Consider the following 13,897-nt stretch of genomic DNA (forward strand, 5'->3'; position numbering starts at 1 on the left):
ATTTACCCGTTGAACAAAGGTCTTTCAGACATTAATGCATTTACCTTTTCAGCAATAGCTTCAAGAACAGTTTCATTATCATGATTTGTAATCACTTCATCAATTAAGTCAACCACATAAGCCATATCATCTTCTTTAAGGCCACGTGTTGTAATAGCAGGCGTACCAACTCTAATACCCGAAGTTACAAACGGTGATTCTGTATCAAAAGGCACCATGTTTTTGTTTACAGTAATCTCTGCTTTTACAAGTGCTTGTTCTGCCGCTTTCCCTGTAATGTCTTTATTACGCAAATCAATTAGCATCATATGATTATCAGTACCATTAGAAATCAAATTATAATCTTTAGCTACAAATGCTTTAGCCATAGCATCAGCATTAGCTTTTACTTGAAGCATATAATGTAAAAATTCATCAGTAAGTGCTTCTCCAAAAGCAATCGCTTTGGCTGCAATGATATGCTCTAATGGTCCACCTTGATTTCCCGGAAATACACCAGAATCTATAAGCCCAGACATTTTACGCAAGTTTCCATTTTTTAGTCTTAAGCCAAATGGATTTTCAAAATTTTCACCCATCATGATAAGTCCGCCACGAGGGCCACGTAATGTTTTATGCGTCGTCGTGGTCACAATATGGCAATGTGGCATTGGATCGTTTAAAATGCCTTTTGCAATTAATCCTGCTGGATGCGAAATATCAGCAAGTAAAAGCGCACCAACATTATCAGCTACTTCTCTAAATTTTGCAAAATCAATATCTCTCGAATAAGCAGAAGCACCAGCGATAATCATCTTTGGTCTTTCCTTTTCAGCCATATCAGATAACATATCATAATCGATATATCCTGTGTCTTTTTTTACACCATAAAATGTAGGTTTATATAAACGTCCAGAAAAATTAACTGGTGAACCATGTGTTAAATGACCACCATGGGATAAATCAAAACCTAAAATAGTATCTCCAGGTTTTAAACAGGCATGATATACCGCTGTATTAGCCTGACTTCCAGAGTGTGGTTGTACATTGGCATATGCCGCACCAAATAAGGTTTTTGCTCGGTCAATAGCAATATTCTCAACTTCATCTACGACTTCACAACCTCCATAATAGCGCTTACCAGGATAGCCTTCAGCATATTTATTAGTTAATACAGAACCTGCAGCTTCCATCACCTGCGGGCTTGTAAAATTTTCTGATGCAATAAGTTCTATGCCATCAATTTGACGCTCTTTTTCAGCCTCTATTAATTCAAATATTTGTTCGTCGCGTTGCATATAATTTAATATGATGTTAAATGAGTTTCAAAAATACAAATTACATTAGTTTTAATTTGAAAAATCACGTAGATTTGAATGTAAATAATCAACATTTAATCAACAGAAGCCCTATGCCTTTATCAGCAAATAATCCAAACAGAACATCATGGTTATACGTTAACAAATATTCTGATTTTCCAATTCAAAACATTCCCTTCGGCGTGTTTCTAACAAAAGACGATATCATTACTATCGGAACACGAATTGGTGATACTGCAATTGATTTAGGTGCCTTGCATCAGTTAGGCTATTTTGAGGGTATTCCACTAACAGATGATATTTTTCTTCAAGATTCTTTAAATGACTTTATTGCAGATGGAAGAAAAACATGGAGAGCTGTAAGAAATAGAATTGCAGAAATTTTTGATAAAAACAACGATACTTTAAAAAATAATACGGCACATAAAGAAACTATTTGCTTCCGCTTGGATGAGATTGAAATGAAGATGCCTGTTCTAGTTGGCGATTATACCGATTTTTATGCCAGCAAAGAGCATGCTACTAATGTAGGGACAATGTTTCGAGGTACAGAAAATGCGTTAATGCCAAATTGGCTGCATCTCCCTGTAGGCTATCACGGCAGAAGTTCTTCGATTGTAACTACACATACATCAATACATAGACCGCAAGGACAAACGCTTCCTGAAGGTGCAGATAAGCCTGTATTTGGACCAAGTAAATTGGTAGATTTTGAATTAGAAATGGCCTTTATAACTACTGACGCTAACGATCTTGGTGAGCCAATCCCAATTGATGAAGCTGAGGAATACATTTTTGGTTTAGTGGTGTTCAATGATTGGTCTGCAAGAGATATTCAAAAGTGGGAGTATGTACCACTGGGCCCATTTTTAGGGAAAAATTTTGCATCATCAATGTCACCATGGATAGTCACTTTAGATGCTTTAGAGCCATTTAGAGTTGAGAGCCCTAAGCAAGACCCTGAACCATTGCCATACCTAAAAACAAAAGGCAAGCATAGTTTTGATATTAAATTAGAAGTTGGCATACAGCCTAAAGATGGTAAAGAAACGACAGTATGCAAATCTAACTTCAAATACATGTATTGGAATATGGCACAGCAATTGGCACATCATACAGTTAATGGTTGTCCTGTTAATTCTGGTGATATGATGGGTAGTGGAACCATTTCTGGACCAACTGAAGACGCTTACGGTTCTATGCTAGAATTGTCTTGGAAAGGCACAAAACCTCTTAAATTAAAAGACGGTACTGAACGTAAATTCATTAACGATTACGATACTGTTATCATGCGCGGTTATTGCGAAAATGATGATGTTCGCATAGGTTTTGGTCAAGTAAAAACACAATTATTACCAGTATTTAACTCAAAGAAAAACAAATAGTTACTAATAAATAGAATAAAAAAGTCCAGTTTTTAGCTGGACTTTTTTATGTTTGGCATAGCTATTGAAATCTACAATATAATCTCGATTATCGAGTGAAACCTTAAAAACCTACGATTATGAAAAAAACTACTCTATTACTCGTATTAGTTGTATTCGTCGTTTCGTGCGGATCAAAGAAAAAGGTGAAACGCGCCCTAACCTCTGGCAACTACAATGAAGCCATTTATAAAGCTGTAAAAAAGTTAAGTACTAATAAAGATGCTAAACGTAAGCAAGACTACATTCTTTTACTTAAAGATGCTTATGACAAGGCCAATGAAAGAGATTTAAATGCTATTGCTAGTCTAAAAGCTAGTAATAATCCTGAATACTATAAACGTATCTTTGAAACATACAATACCTTAGACCAAAGACAAAATGCAGTTAGACCGCTCTTACCATTGCGCATAAAAGGTCGTGAAGTATTTTTTAAAATCACTGACTTTACAAATGATATCGTCGAAGCTCGTGAAAATGTCTCTGATTATTTTTACGAAAAAGGAATTGCGCTTTTAGAAGGTGATGACAAGTTCCAATTGCGCGATGCTTATAACACTTTGTCATATATCGAAGATATAAATCCAAATTATGAAAAAACGCGTGAGCTCATGCAAGAAGCGCATGAGCGTGGCACTGCTCATGTGATTGTAGCCATAGAGAATCAGACCAATCAAATCATTCCAAGACGACTAGAAGATGCATTATTGGATTTTGACACCTATGGTTTAAACCAATTTTGGACAGAGTATCATGCCTATGAAAAAGACAGTATGGTATACGATTATGCCATGCAATTACGCTTAGCTCGAATTAATATATCTCCAGAACAAGTGAGAGAACGAGAAATATTGCGCCAAAGAGAAGTTAAAGATGGTTGGCAATACCAGTTAGATGCCAACGGTAATGTTGCAAAAGACAGTCTTGGTAACGATATTAAAGAAGATAAAATTATAACAGTAAGAGCTCGATTATTTGAGATAGAACAATTTAAACAAGCCGAAATCTTAGCCAATGTCGTCTTTACAGACTTAAAAGCTCAAGAAACATTAGAGCAATTTAACATCGATAGTGGTTTTATTTTTGAACATTTTTACGCCACCTTTAGAGGTGACAGACGCGCGCTAAATAGCGATGATAGAAACTTAATAAGAAATCGTGCTGTGCCGTTTCCAACGAATGAACAAATGGTGTTTGACTCTGGCGAAGACCTGAAATTAAAACTGAAAGACATTATTTCGGATTACAAATTATGATAGATTACAATAAAAAGCCTCGATATTATCGAGGTTTTTTTTACGACTATAAATTGAATTATTTTCACATTGAAAAACACTAATACTATGAGACTCGTATTTGCTACCAATAACCTTAATAAACTAAAAGAGGTGCAATCGCTTGTTCCAGAAAACATCAAACTATTAAGTCTAAAAGATATTGGTTGTACTGAAGACATCCCTGAAACACAAGCAACTATTGAAGGCAATGCCATCCAAAAAGCGGAGTATTTGGTTAAACATTATGGTTACGATTGTTTTGCAGACGATACAGGTTTAGAAGTCGAAGCACTTAATGGTGAACCAGGCGTCTACTCAGCGCGCTATGCAGGACCACAACGCAATGCCAATGACAATATGGATAAGCTTCTCAATAATCTTGAAAGCAAATCTAACCGAAATGCACATTTTAAAACCGTTATTGCATTACATCTCAATGGCGAATTAAAAACCTTTACAGGCATTTGTAAAGGCGAAATAACTACAGATAAACAAGGTGATAAAGGCTTTGGTTATGACCGTATTTTTAAGGCTGAAAGTTATACACAAACTTTTGCCGAAATTTCTTTAGAAGAAAAAAATAAGATTGGTCATCGTGGAAAGGCCGTAAAACAATTAATCGATTTTTTAACTAACTTGTAATAATCATATGCCCTTCAAAACTTTAATTTCTTCAGTTGTGATAATGCTATCTTTTTTTGTGTGTAATGCACAATCAGAAGAAGATAAAGTTACAAAAGCGTGTAATCAATTCATTCAAGGTCGAAAGCTATTAAGAGTAAATGATTCTTCATTAATAAAAAGTGTTGCAAGTGATTCATTATATGAACTTTTAATGCTCAACGACAAATACGCAAAAATGCTGAAAGCGCGCATTATTGAAGCAGATTTAAACATGAAAGTTAAATCTGTAGAAATTAATGATGATTGTGCCAGTTGTTTGATGACAAGCTACGAATATTATAAAATCCACCTTTGCAAAGATGACAATGGCAAATGGCGTATTAAAGGTGAAAACAGCATATTCCCAACTAAAAAACGTATCAACCGGGCAAAGAAAAAGATTATTAACTACGGAAAACAACAGAAATTAAAACCTAAAACAGACTCTATTATAAAGGCAGTAAATATCTTTTTTAAAAAGATTGACAGTTATTTTCTTGAAGAAGATATAAAACCATTAAAATCAATAACTGACGATGATACCTATCAATTTTTACAGACGTTTTATGAGTATGCTAAACAACGTAATGGCTTAGAAATATTACATAAAGAACTCAAAGCGCAAGACTTTACAGTTGGTGATTACTACAACGAAAATGGCTTTACAGAATTTAAGTTTTATAAAGAAGATATAACACTCATCTTAGAAAAAAATAGTGACAACGAATTTATAATCGTAGGTTTCAATGGTTATAAATCATCGACTATAACAGAACCAATCATGAAATCACTCTATCTAGAGTTTCTACGTGCTATGAAATTAGTACGTAAACCTAAATATAGAAACAAAGATCTAAACTAATAGAATTCACTTCATTAAAAAGAAAGTATTGATTATTGTAATTAATTGTAACTTTAAATCATCAAAAAACACTTTCAATATGTTTAGAATCAAACACTTGGCAAAATTATCTGTCCTTTTATTTTTTTCAATTTCTATTTCTAAAGTATCTGCGCAAGCAAATCCAACATATTCTGAAGCTGTAGAATCCAGAATTAAAGCTGTAGAAAATAATCTGCGGGATAAACCTATGGATTCTAGCGACGTTACTCATAAGCTTACGGAGCGCATGACCTTTCATAATACACCTGCCGTAAGTATCGCTGTTATCAAAAACTATGAGTTAGATTGGGACAGAGCTTATGGTTTTGCAGATAAAGAAGCGCAAATTCCTGCAACTACAACAACCTTATTCCAAGCGGCATCTATAAGTAAGTCTTTGAATGCCGTTGGTGTTTTAAGATGGGCAGAAACAAATACTATTGACTTAGAAGCAGATGTGGACACCTTTTTAAAAAGTTGGAAACTAAAATCTCGAAAAAAAGCAAATGGCAAAACCATAGGTATCGCAAGCATATTATCGCATTCTGCTGGTTTATCTAGACATGGCTTTGGAGGTTATGAAGTTGGTGAAGCGCTTCCAACTACACAACAAATTTTAGACGGCAAAAAACCAGCGAATACAAAAAAAGTAAAGTCTCTTTTTGAGCCCAACAAAAAGTTTAAATATTCTGGAGGCGGTACAACCATCACCCAACTCATTTTAACTGAAAACACAGGCATGACATACGACAGGTATATGAAAGAGCAGATCTTGGATCCATTAGGAATGACCGAAAGTTTCTATACACAACCACCGCCAAAAGATGCGGCATTAGCAACCGCATATTGGTCTAAAGGCCAGCCTCTAAAAACTAAGTATCATGTGTACCCAGAAATGGCAGCTGCGGGTTTATGGACAACGCCTACAGATTTGTCAAAGTACATTATAGAGATGCAGAAGTCTTTAAAAGGCGAATCCAATAAGCTGTTATCAAAAGGCATGACTGTAAAAATGATGACGCCTTATTTAGAAGGCGAAGCTATTGGCTTAGGGGTTTTTATTTCTGAAATTTTAGGGAAACAGTATTTCCAACATGGTGGAAGTAACGAGGGTTTTAAGTGTCATTACTATGCCAGCTTAGAAGATGGCAATGGGGTTGTCATTATGGTAAACTCTGAAAATTACGATATCATCACAGAGATTATAAGAAGTGTTGTTAAAGTTTACGAGTGGTAAGCTGACCGTTAAGTGTTAAAAAGCTAACTTCGCAAATGACAGACTGAGCTTGTCGAAGTTACATCAGATGAAGGCAATGATAACTAGACATATCATCGTGGTGGCATCTATAGCAAGCTAGATAAAATTGAGCGATATGAATTTGAAATTTATGAACAATAATATCTTACCTCATCACCAGGATGCAATTAATAACCTTGTGAAAGAATATCAGAATGATGAGAGGTATGAAGCTTTAATCATCGGCGGTTCAGTTGCCAAAGGATACGCAAAACCAGACTCAGATATCGATTTCATGATGGTTGCTACAGATAAAGAATTCAAAAATCTACAAAAAACTGGAGACTTTTTTATCAACCGAACGGACTTGACAGATTATCCCAATGGCTTTGTGGATGGAAAAGTCATCGATATGGATTACCTAAGGCAAGTCATCGATAGAGGAAATGAACCCACTCGAGCGGCATTTGATGGAGCAATCATAGCCTTTTCAAGAGTAGATGACCTTGCTGGCATCATCCACGCTATCCAGCAATACCCGGAAGCTGACAGGGACCAAAAAATACGAAAATTCTATTCGATGGCCTTCATTCAAAATTGGTTAATGGGAGAAGCAGAGCGGCATGACAACATTTATACAAAAAGCCGAGCAGCATCTCAGCTTGTACTATTTGCCGGTAGGTTGATTCTCGCATACAATCGAGTACTTTTCCCATATCACAAGTGGTTTTACGAATACTTATCAAGATGCAATGCCAAACCAAGAAATCTAATCAAAGAAATGAATCAGGTTTTAAACCAACCTTCTGTGAAAAATGCTAATCGGCTCTTCGAAAGCGTCCGAGGATTTAGGGATTGGAATATAATTGACATTGAAGCTTTTCATTGGTTTATGGAAGATGTAGAATGGTCTTGGAGAGATAATAAATTTCCGCTTGAGGATTGGTAATGCATAAGAAAAATGAGTGTTGGAATTGGAACGAAGCAAAAAAATAAAGAAATGCCAACAATTTATATAAGTTATTAAAACGGCTCATATACAAGATTATTAATAGTACCTTCAAATAATCATATAAATATAAAGTCAAATAAAAGTGTATCTTTGCACGCTGAAAGTCAAAGGGTTGATTTTCATTAATTTCCTCAGGGTGAGGATGTGTTACAAGAAGTCTTAGGTTTAAGTATGTCGATTCGCTTCTTATGTAACACCACATAACATAATCGAATACTTACAAGAAAGTAATGCGTACATTCCAAGAACTCGGTCTTAACGAAGACCTTTTGAATGCTATCACGGATATGGGTTTTGTAACCCCAAGTGATGTCCAAGCACAAGCCATCCCATTATTATTAAACGAAGAACGTGACCTCGTTGCATTAGCACAAACCGGTACAGGTAAAACTGCAGCATTTGGTTTTCCTATGCTCGAGAAAATAGATATTGATAGTCGTACGACGCAAGGTCTTATCTTATCGCCTACCCGTGAGCTTTGTTTACAAATTACAAACGAGCTTAAACAGTATGGTAAATACTGTAATGGTCTTAATGTTGTTGCCATCTATGGTGGTGCTAGCATTACAGAACAAGCCAAACAAGTAAAACGTGGTGCACAAATTATTGTTGCTACTCCTGGTCGTATGAAAGATATGATTAGTCGTAAGCTCGTCGATATCTCAAAAATACAATACAGTGTTTTGGATGAAGCTGATGAGATGCTTAATATGGGCTTCTATGAAGATATTACAGACATCTTATCGCATACACCAGACGATAAAAGTACTTGGTTGTTCTCCGCAACAATGCCGAGAGAAGTGGCTGCGATTGCGAATAAATTTATGTACGATCCCTTAGAAATTACAGTTGGTAATAAAAACGAAAGTACAAGCAATGTCTCTCACGAGTACTATTTAGTAAATGCCAGAGACCGTTACCAGGCCTTAAAACGTTTGGCAGATGCACATCCAGATATCTTTTCTGTAATTTTCTGTAGAACCAAACGTGATACACAAAAAGTAGCAGAAAACTTAATAGAAAGCGGTTATAGCGCTGGTGCCCTACATGGTGATTTAAGTCAAAACCAACGTGACTTGGTCATGAAATCGTTTAGAAACAAACAAATACAAATGCTGGTTGCTACTGATGTTGCGGCTCGCGGTATTGATGTCGACGATATTACGCATGTAATTAATTACCAATTGCCAGATGAGATAGAAACATATACACACCGTTCGGGACGTACAGGTCGTGCTGGTAAAACAGGGGTTTCTATGGTTATTGTTTCAAAAAGTGAATTGCGAAAAATAAAAACCATTGAGCGTATTATTAAAAAGCAGTTCGAGAAAAAAGACATTCCTAGCGGCACAGAAATTACCGAAGTACAATTAATGTCTTTAGCCAATAAAATTCATACCACAGAAACTGGTGATGAAATAGATAAGTATTTAGAAAGCATCAATGAGTTATTTGTAGATACTTCTAAAGAAGATTTAATCAAGAAGTTCTTCTCAGTGGAGTTTAACCGCTTCTTTAACTACTATCAAAAATCAAAAGACCTTAGCGTTGTTGATGCTAGAGATGGTGGCGAAGGTAGAGTATCGTCAAACGACACCCGTTACTTTATTAATGTTGGACGCAAAGATGGTTTTGATTGGATGAAGTTAAAAGACTTCTTAAAAGAAAAACTAGAATTAGGACGTGACGATGTCTTTAAAGTAGATGTTAAAGAGAGTTTTTCGTTTTTTAATACGGAGAAAACACTGCAAGAAAAAGTCTTAGCATTCTTTACAGACTTTAAGCACGAAGGTCGTTTTGTAAATGTTGAAGTATCTGAAAACAAAGGCAGAAGCGGCAGTGGTCGTAGACGTGATGGTGGCGGCCGAAGAAGAAATAGCGGTGGCGGACGTAGACGTTCTGATGATAGACGAAGCGAAAGACGTTCTAGCGATAAAAAACCAAGACGTTCTGATGATTCAGGAAATAGAGGCAATAGACGCAGCAGACGCTCTAATAATGATAAGCCAAGAGGAAGGCGCTCTGAGCATTCTGGTTCAAATTTTTCGGGTTCTGATAGACCAAGACGTTCAAGAAGGAAATAGCATTTTGACAGAAGTTTAGACCAAAATTCTAGGCTTTTTAAGTAAGTGAGGTGTTAATATTACGTCAAAGAAATAATAGTACTATAATAAAATCCGTTTTGTTTAGTACCTTTACACAGTTAGCAAAAACATGAGGCATTACTTACTTCTTTTTCTATGTTTTTTATCCGTTTATGCATTCGGACAAGACACCGAACCTGCTAATGAACCTACGAGAGTCCAAGCGACAATTATTAGTAGTACGACTAAATTACCACTTGTAGATGCTAATGTTGTAAATCTAAATCAGGTTATTGGTACAACCACAAATGACGATGGGGTTTTTGATATTAGAGCTAAAGTAAATGATACGCTTCACTTATCGTACATAGGTTACAAGTCTATAAAAGTCCGTGTGACCAATGACTGGATTAAGTTTGGTAATACAGAGATAGAAATGACAGATTTAGCTCTAGCTTTAGAAGAAGTTGTTGTTAATCAGCTAAAACTTACCGGTTATTTAGAGGTAGATATTAAGCAAATTCCTATTAGAACAAATAATCGCTTTAGAATTTCTGGTCTGCCAAATCAAGGTTATGAAGGTGGACAAACCAATGTCGTAAATAAAGTTTTAGGCGCCATTTTTAATCCTGCCGATTTCCTCTATAAAATGTTTGGTAAAAAGCCCAACCAGATGCGAAAGCTAAAGGAAATGAAAAAGGATGATGAAATTAGAAATCAGCTTGCTAAGCGTTTTGACCGTGAAATGCTAACGGTTTTATTACAAGTAGACAAATACGATTTAGACGAAATTGTAAATCAGTGTAACTACTCTAGAGACTTTATAAGAACGGCTAATGACCTTCAAATATTAGACGCAATAAGCGAATGTTATGAAGAGTACAAAGTTCTTAATCGTAACAGTGAACGCAAAAGAGGCAAGAAAAAGGTAACACCTTAAGCTTTTGAATGTAAGGCTACGCGATTTCCTTCAGAATCTATAAAAACACCCATATGACCATGCTCCTCTGAGATTTTGGTTTTAGCTTTGTAGATTTTTCCGCCTGAAGCTTCTACTCTATCCAATTCATTTTGCACGTTTTCTGATATAAAATAAACTAATGTCCCTTCTTGACTTGGCACATAAGAGTCTTGAAAAATTAATGTTCCAGTCGCGCCATAAGCACCATTATTATTTGGAAACCAACCCATTAGCAAACCTCCAAAGTCGACAATATTTATTTCAATATTAAAGACAGTTTCATAAAACGCTTTTGCGCGCTCCATATTGTTTACCGGAATTTCAAACCAACCTACCATAATATTGTTTTTTGTTATTGAAATTTACAAAAATTTAAATTCCTGATTGATATCGTTCTACTATAGCGTCATAATCTTTTATGGTTTTCTTTATCCAATCAAAACGTTTTTCGATAATTTCCGCATCTGAAAGTTGCCAGTTGATATGAGACTTACGAAGCTTTGATGTCAAATGCTGAAGAATGATAGCGGCAGAAACAGATATGTTTAAGCTCTCCGTAAAACCTACCATAGGTATTTTTAAAAAACAATCCGCATGGTCCATAGCATAATCTGATAAACCCTCGGTCTCACGACCAAAAAAGAAGCACGACTTATTAGAGATATCAAAATCAACCAAATCACAATCATTAGTATGAGGTGTGGTTGCGACTATCTGGTAGCCTTTTTGCTTGAGTGTATCAATACAAGACTTTGTGCTATTATATCTATTTAGGTCTACCCATTTTTGAGCGCCCATAGCAATTTCTCGGTCAATCCGTTTAGAGTTAACCTCTTCAATAACATTGACTTCTTGTATTCCAAAAACATCACAAGTGCGTATAACAGCACTTGTATTATGCAATTGATACACATCTTCTGTTGCCACAGTAAAATGTTTCGTACGTAAAGGCAAGACCGTATTAAATCGTTGTAAACGATTTTCAGTAAGATATCCTTCGAGATGCTTTAGTAGGTCCAAATCATTCATTAATCTAAAATATAAAATATGTTGTCATTGGCTTTATTCATTATTTTTATCCTATGAAATGAGCTATAACAATTCTTGATGCCAACCGAGATGTTTAATAGCGAATTACATCTGACCTTAAAAAACAATAAATTTAAACAGATGAAAACACACATTGTTGTATTAACTGGTGCAGGTATGAGTGCCGAAAGTGGTATTAAAACGTTTAGAGATGCTGATGGACTTTGGGAAGGGCACGATGTTATGGAAGTAGCTTCACCGCAGGGTTTTTGTAATAACCCTGAATTAGTTCTGGACTTTTATAATCAAAGGCGACGACAACTTAAAGAGGTGAAACCAAATGCTGCACATATCGCTTTAGCGAACCTAGAAGAAGCTTATAATGTCTCGATAGTTACTCAAAATGTTGATGACTTACACGAACGTGCAGGAAGCACAAATGTATTACATCTTCATGGTGAGCTAAGAAAAATTCGTAGTACAGGAAACCCAACAGACATAAGGGATTGGCAGGAGGACATTAATCTTGGTGATATTTGCGACAATGGCTATCAATTACGACCGCATATTGTTTGGTTTGGTGAAGATGTGCCTATGATTGAAGAAGCAATAACCATTTGTGAGACTGCAGATGTACTTATTATTATAGGTACAAGCATGCAAGTATATCCTGCTGCAAGTTTAATGAACTTTGTAAAATCAACAATTCCTATCTATTATATAGATCCAAAACCTGCAGAAATTAGTAACTCAAAAGTAACGGTTATACCAGAACCTGCTACAGCAGGCATGGAAAAATTAAAGACCTATCTAAAAAGATAGGTCTTTATAATTACTTACATTTCTTATCTGGTTTAAGAAATTTCATCTTTCGCGTTGCTGTGTTTTCAGTAACTTCTTCACAATAGATATTGTTTACCAAAGCACCTGTTTCCATTATGACTTGCACGTATGTTATTTTACCAGGCTCAACATTAACTTGAAATTTTTCAGCTTTTTTCTTTGATTTCTTACCCCCAAATTGAACTGACACAATATGACTTCCTGGACTTACTTCATGCATTGAATAACGTTTATTATTTAATTTACATACAAACTTTTCATCTATAAATGTTTTAAACGCAGAAGCAGAGCCAAAAAATCCTGTTTTTCTAATAAAACAAATAGTTCCTGTCTCTGATGTTGAAGATTCTGATGATGAAGATTCTCCAGATTCTTGCCCGTATGTAAAGGTTAGGCAGGAAATTAAAAAAGCTAATAAAATAAATTTCAAATTTTTCATTATAATGTGTTAAATATTCAGCTCAAATATAATATTGATTTTGAATAATTCAACATCAATTATTTAGTCTTGATTAGAAAGTTTAAAAAATTCATTTACCGACTTACCAAAAACTTTAGATAGCTTTAATGCCAATACTGTAGAAGGCACATATCTATTGGCTTCAATTGAGTTTATTGTCTGCCGTGAGACACCTATTTTTTTTGCTAAATCATCTTGCGTTAGGTTTAATATCGCACGCTCTACTTTAATTGTATTTTCCATTACCTGTAACGCTTTAAAGTATAATAAAAACCCAATTGTATTAAAAACATAAAACTCAACAATTGAAAATCTCCTAATTCTTTATAAGCTTCGCCACCAGAATGTACTATGTTAGAAACTCCAAACTCAACATAAGGCATTATTATAGCGTAAAGCACACCTATAATAAAAGCAATGGCATAGGATTGTGCACGTATGGCAATAGTCATCTCATCCTCTTCCTTATCTCGTGATAAGGAGATACACAATAGACCAATAATAAATACTTTTCTTCCTATACCTCTTATAAAATCTGCTTGGTCAGGAAACTGACTTCTAACAAAAAACAATACAAATGCCATAATAACTATTACTAGACCTATCCATTTAAAGGACGTAGGTAATCTAAAATCTAATACTTTCTGTATGCGATGACGCTCGCATTCTGCAAAACTCTTTCCACTCATAATTGACAAATTTACTGTATATTAAGTAAAATTATTT

The 13,897-nt window shown here is 35.3% G+C and carries 15 protein-coding genes; 9 read left to right on the forward strand and 6 right to left on the reverse strand.

The window, feature by feature from the left end; genetic code table 11:
• Positions 1-2: 2 nt before the first annotated feature.
• On the reverse strand, positions 3-1,277 hold the full coding sequence (gene glyA, locus IEV10_RS11090; protein ID WP_188374802.1) for a serine hydroxymethyltransferase: 1,275 nt from the start codon (positions 1,275-1,277) through the stop codon (positions 3-5).
• A gap of 113 nt (positions 1,278-1,390) precedes the next feature.
• Between glyA and fahA the strand changes: the two genes are divergently transcribed.
• The 8 genes from fahA to IEV10_RS11130 all read left to right on the forward strand — a co-directional run bounded on the left by fahA (position 1,391) and on the right by IEV10_RS11130 (position 10,818).
• Entirely contained in the window at positions 1,391-2,683 is a 1,293-nt protein-coding gene (fahA, locus tag IEV10_RS11095) for a fumarylacetoacetase (RefSeq protein WP_188374803.1), read from the forward strand.
• Positions 2,684-2,802: 119 nt separating this feature from the next.
• Positions 2,803-3,978 carry a hypothetical protein gene (locus IEV10_RS11100; protein ID WP_229719692.1) on the forward strand — a complete coding sequence of 392 codons (1,176 nt, stop codon included), beginning with the start codon at positions 2,803-2,805 and terminating at the stop codon, positions 3,976-3,978.
• Between the two features lie 87 nt (positions 3,979-4,065).
• Positions 4,066-4,641, forward strand: coding sequence for a non-canonical purine NTP diphosphatase (locus tag IEV10_RS11105; protein ID WP_188374804.1), 576 nt, complete (start codon positions 4,066-4,068; stop codon positions 4,639-4,641).
• 7 nt (positions 4,642-4,648) lie between these two features.
• Positions 4,649-5,524 (forward strand): hypothetical protein, encoded by an 876-nt coding sequence (locus IEV10_RS11110; RefSeq protein ID WP_188374805.1) that lies wholly within the window; start codon positions 4,649-4,651, stop codon positions 5,522-5,524.
• Between the two features lie 79 nt (positions 5,525-5,603).
• Complete coding sequence (locus IEV10_RS11115; RefSeq protein WP_188374806.1) at positions 5,604-6,782, forward strand: serine hydrolase domain-containing protein; 1,179 nt, start codon at positions 5,604-5,606, stop codon at positions 6,780-6,782.
• 136 nt (positions 6,783-6,918) lie between these two features.
• Positions 6,919-7,731, forward strand: coding sequence for a nucleotidyltransferase domain-containing protein (locus IEV10_RS11120; protein ID WP_188374807.1), 813 nt, complete (start codon positions 6,919-6,921; stop codon positions 7,729-7,731).
• A 293-nt stretch (positions 7,732-8,024) separates the two neighbouring features.
• Positions 8,025-9,878 carry a DEAD/DEAH box helicase gene (locus IEV10_RS11125; RefSeq protein WP_188374808.1) on the forward strand — a complete coding sequence of 618 codons (1,854 nt, stop codon included), beginning with the start codon at positions 8,025-8,027 and terminating at the stop codon, positions 9,876-9,878.
• A gap of 130 nt (positions 9,879-10,008) precedes the next feature.
• A complete protein-coding gene (locus IEV10_RS11130; RefSeq protein ID WP_188374809.1) occupies positions 10,009-10,818 on the forward strand; it encodes a carboxypeptidase-like regulatory domain-containing protein in 810 nt (269 codons plus the stop codon).
• Here IEV10_RS11130 and IEV10_RS11135 read toward each other — a convergent pair.
• Positions 10,815-11,177 (reverse strand): VOC family protein, encoded by a 363-nt coding sequence (locus IEV10_RS11135; protein WP_188374810.1) that lies wholly within the window; start codon positions 11,175-11,177, stop codon positions 10,815-10,817. The two genes, IEV10_RS11130 and IEV10_RS11135, sit on opposite strands and share 4 nt — an antisense overlap.
• A 34-nt stretch (positions 11,178-11,211) precedes the next feature.
• On the reverse strand, positions 11,212-11,868 hold the full coding sequence (locus IEV10_RS11140; RefSeq protein ID WP_188374811.1) for a TrmH family RNA methyltransferase: 657 nt from the start codon (positions 11,866-11,868) through the stop codon (positions 11,212-11,214).
• 141 nt (positions 11,869-12,009) lie between these two features.
• On the opposite strand from IEV10_RS11140, the gene IEV10_RS11145 reads away from it, so the two are divergent.
• Positions 12,010-12,690: an SIR2 family NAD-dependent protein deacylase gene (locus IEV10_RS11145; RefSeq protein WP_188374812.1), complete on the forward strand. Its 681-nt coding sequence runs from the start codon at positions 12,010-12,012 to the stop codon at positions 12,688-12,690.
• A gap of 10 nt (positions 12,691-12,700) precedes the next feature.
• On the opposite strand, the gene IEV10_RS11150 is transcribed toward IEV10_RS11145, so the two are convergent.
• The 3 genes from IEV10_RS11150 to IEV10_RS11160 form a co-directional block, all read right to left on the reverse strand.
• Positions 12,701-13,150 (reverse strand): DUF2846 domain-containing protein, encoded by a 450-nt coding sequence (locus IEV10_RS11150; RefSeq protein WP_188374813.1) that lies wholly within the window; start codon positions 13,148-13,150, stop codon positions 12,701-12,703.
• 63 nt (positions 13,151-13,213) lie between these two features.
• Positions 13,214-13,414 carry a helix-turn-helix transcriptional regulator gene (locus tag IEV10_RS11155; protein ID WP_188374814.1) on the reverse strand — a complete coding sequence of 67 codons (201 nt, stop codon included), beginning with the start codon at positions 13,412-13,414 and terminating at the stop codon, positions 13,214-13,216.
• Complete coding sequence (locus tag IEV10_RS11160; RefSeq protein ID WP_188374815.1) at positions 13,414-13,860, reverse strand: hypothetical protein; 447 nt, start codon at positions 13,858-13,860, stop codon at positions 13,414-13,416. Before IEV10_RS11160 ends, IEV10_RS11155 begins: the two co-directional genes overlap by 1 nt.
• Between the last annotated feature and the right edge of the window lie 37 nt (positions 13,861-13,897).

It is taken from the genome of Winogradskyella haliclonae (assembly GCF_014635865.1).
GTDB classification, from domain to species: domain Bacteria; phylum Bacteroidota; class Bacteroidia; order Flavobacteriales; family Flavobacteriaceae; genus Winogradskyella; species Winogradskyella haliclonae.

Bases quoted from the DNA above. Each gene is read 5' to 3' on its own strand.
- glyA (WP_188374802.1), bottom strand. From the start codon at position 1,277: ATGCAACGCGACGAACAAATATTTGAATTAATAGAGGCTGAAAAAGAG.
- fahA (WP_188374803.1), top strand. From the start codon at position 1,391: ATGCCTTTATCAGCAAATAATCCAAACAGAACATCATGGTTATACGTT.
- IEV10_RS11100 (WP_229719692.1), top strand. From the start codon at position 2,803: ATGAAAAAAACTACTCTATTACTCGTATTAGTTGTATTCGTCGTTTCG.
- IEV10_RS11105 (WP_188374804.1), top strand. From the start codon at position 4,066: ATGAGACTCGTATTTGCTACCAATAACCTTAATAAACTAAAAGAGGTG.
- IEV10_RS11110 (WP_188374805.1), top strand. From the start codon at position 4,649: ATGCCCTTCAAAACTTTAATTTCTTCAGTTGTGATAATGCTATCTTTT.
- IEV10_RS11115 (WP_188374806.1), top strand. From the start codon at position 5,604: ATGTTTAGAATCAAACACTTGGCAAAATTATCTGTCCTTTTATTTTTT.
- IEV10_RS11120 (WP_188374807.1), top strand. From the start codon at position 6,919: ATGAATTTGAAATTTATGAACAATAATATCTTACCTCATCACCAGGAT.
- IEV10_RS11125 (WP_188374808.1), top strand. From the start codon at position 8,025: ATGCGTACATTCCAAGAACTCGGTCTTAACGAAGACCTTTTGAATGCT.
- IEV10_RS11130 (WP_188374809.1), top strand. From the start codon at position 10,009: ATGAGGCATTACTTACTTCTTTTTCTATGTTTTTTATCCGTTTATGCA.
- IEV10_RS11135 (WP_188374810.1), bottom strand. From the start codon at position 11,177: ATGGTAGGTTGGTTTGAAATTCCGGTAAACAATATGGAGCGCGCAAAA.
- IEV10_RS11140 (WP_188374811.1), bottom strand. From the start codon at position 11,868: ATGAATGATTTGGACCTACTAAAGCATCTCGAAGGATATCTTACTGAA.
- IEV10_RS11145 (WP_188374812.1), top strand. From the start codon at position 12,010: ATGAAAACACACATTGTTGTATTAACTGGTGCAGGTATGAGTGCCGAA.
- IEV10_RS11150 (WP_188374813.1), bottom strand. From the start codon at position 13,150: ATGAAAAATTTGAAATTTATTTTATTAGCTTTTTTAATTTCCTGCCTA.
- IEV10_RS11155 (WP_188374814.1), bottom strand. From the start codon at position 13,414: ATGGAAAATACAATTAAAGTAGAGCGTGCGATATTAAACCTAACGCAA.
- IEV10_RS11160 (WP_188374815.1), bottom strand. From the start codon at position 13,860: ATGAGTGGAAAGAGTTTTGCAGAATGCGAGCGTCATCGCATACAGAAA.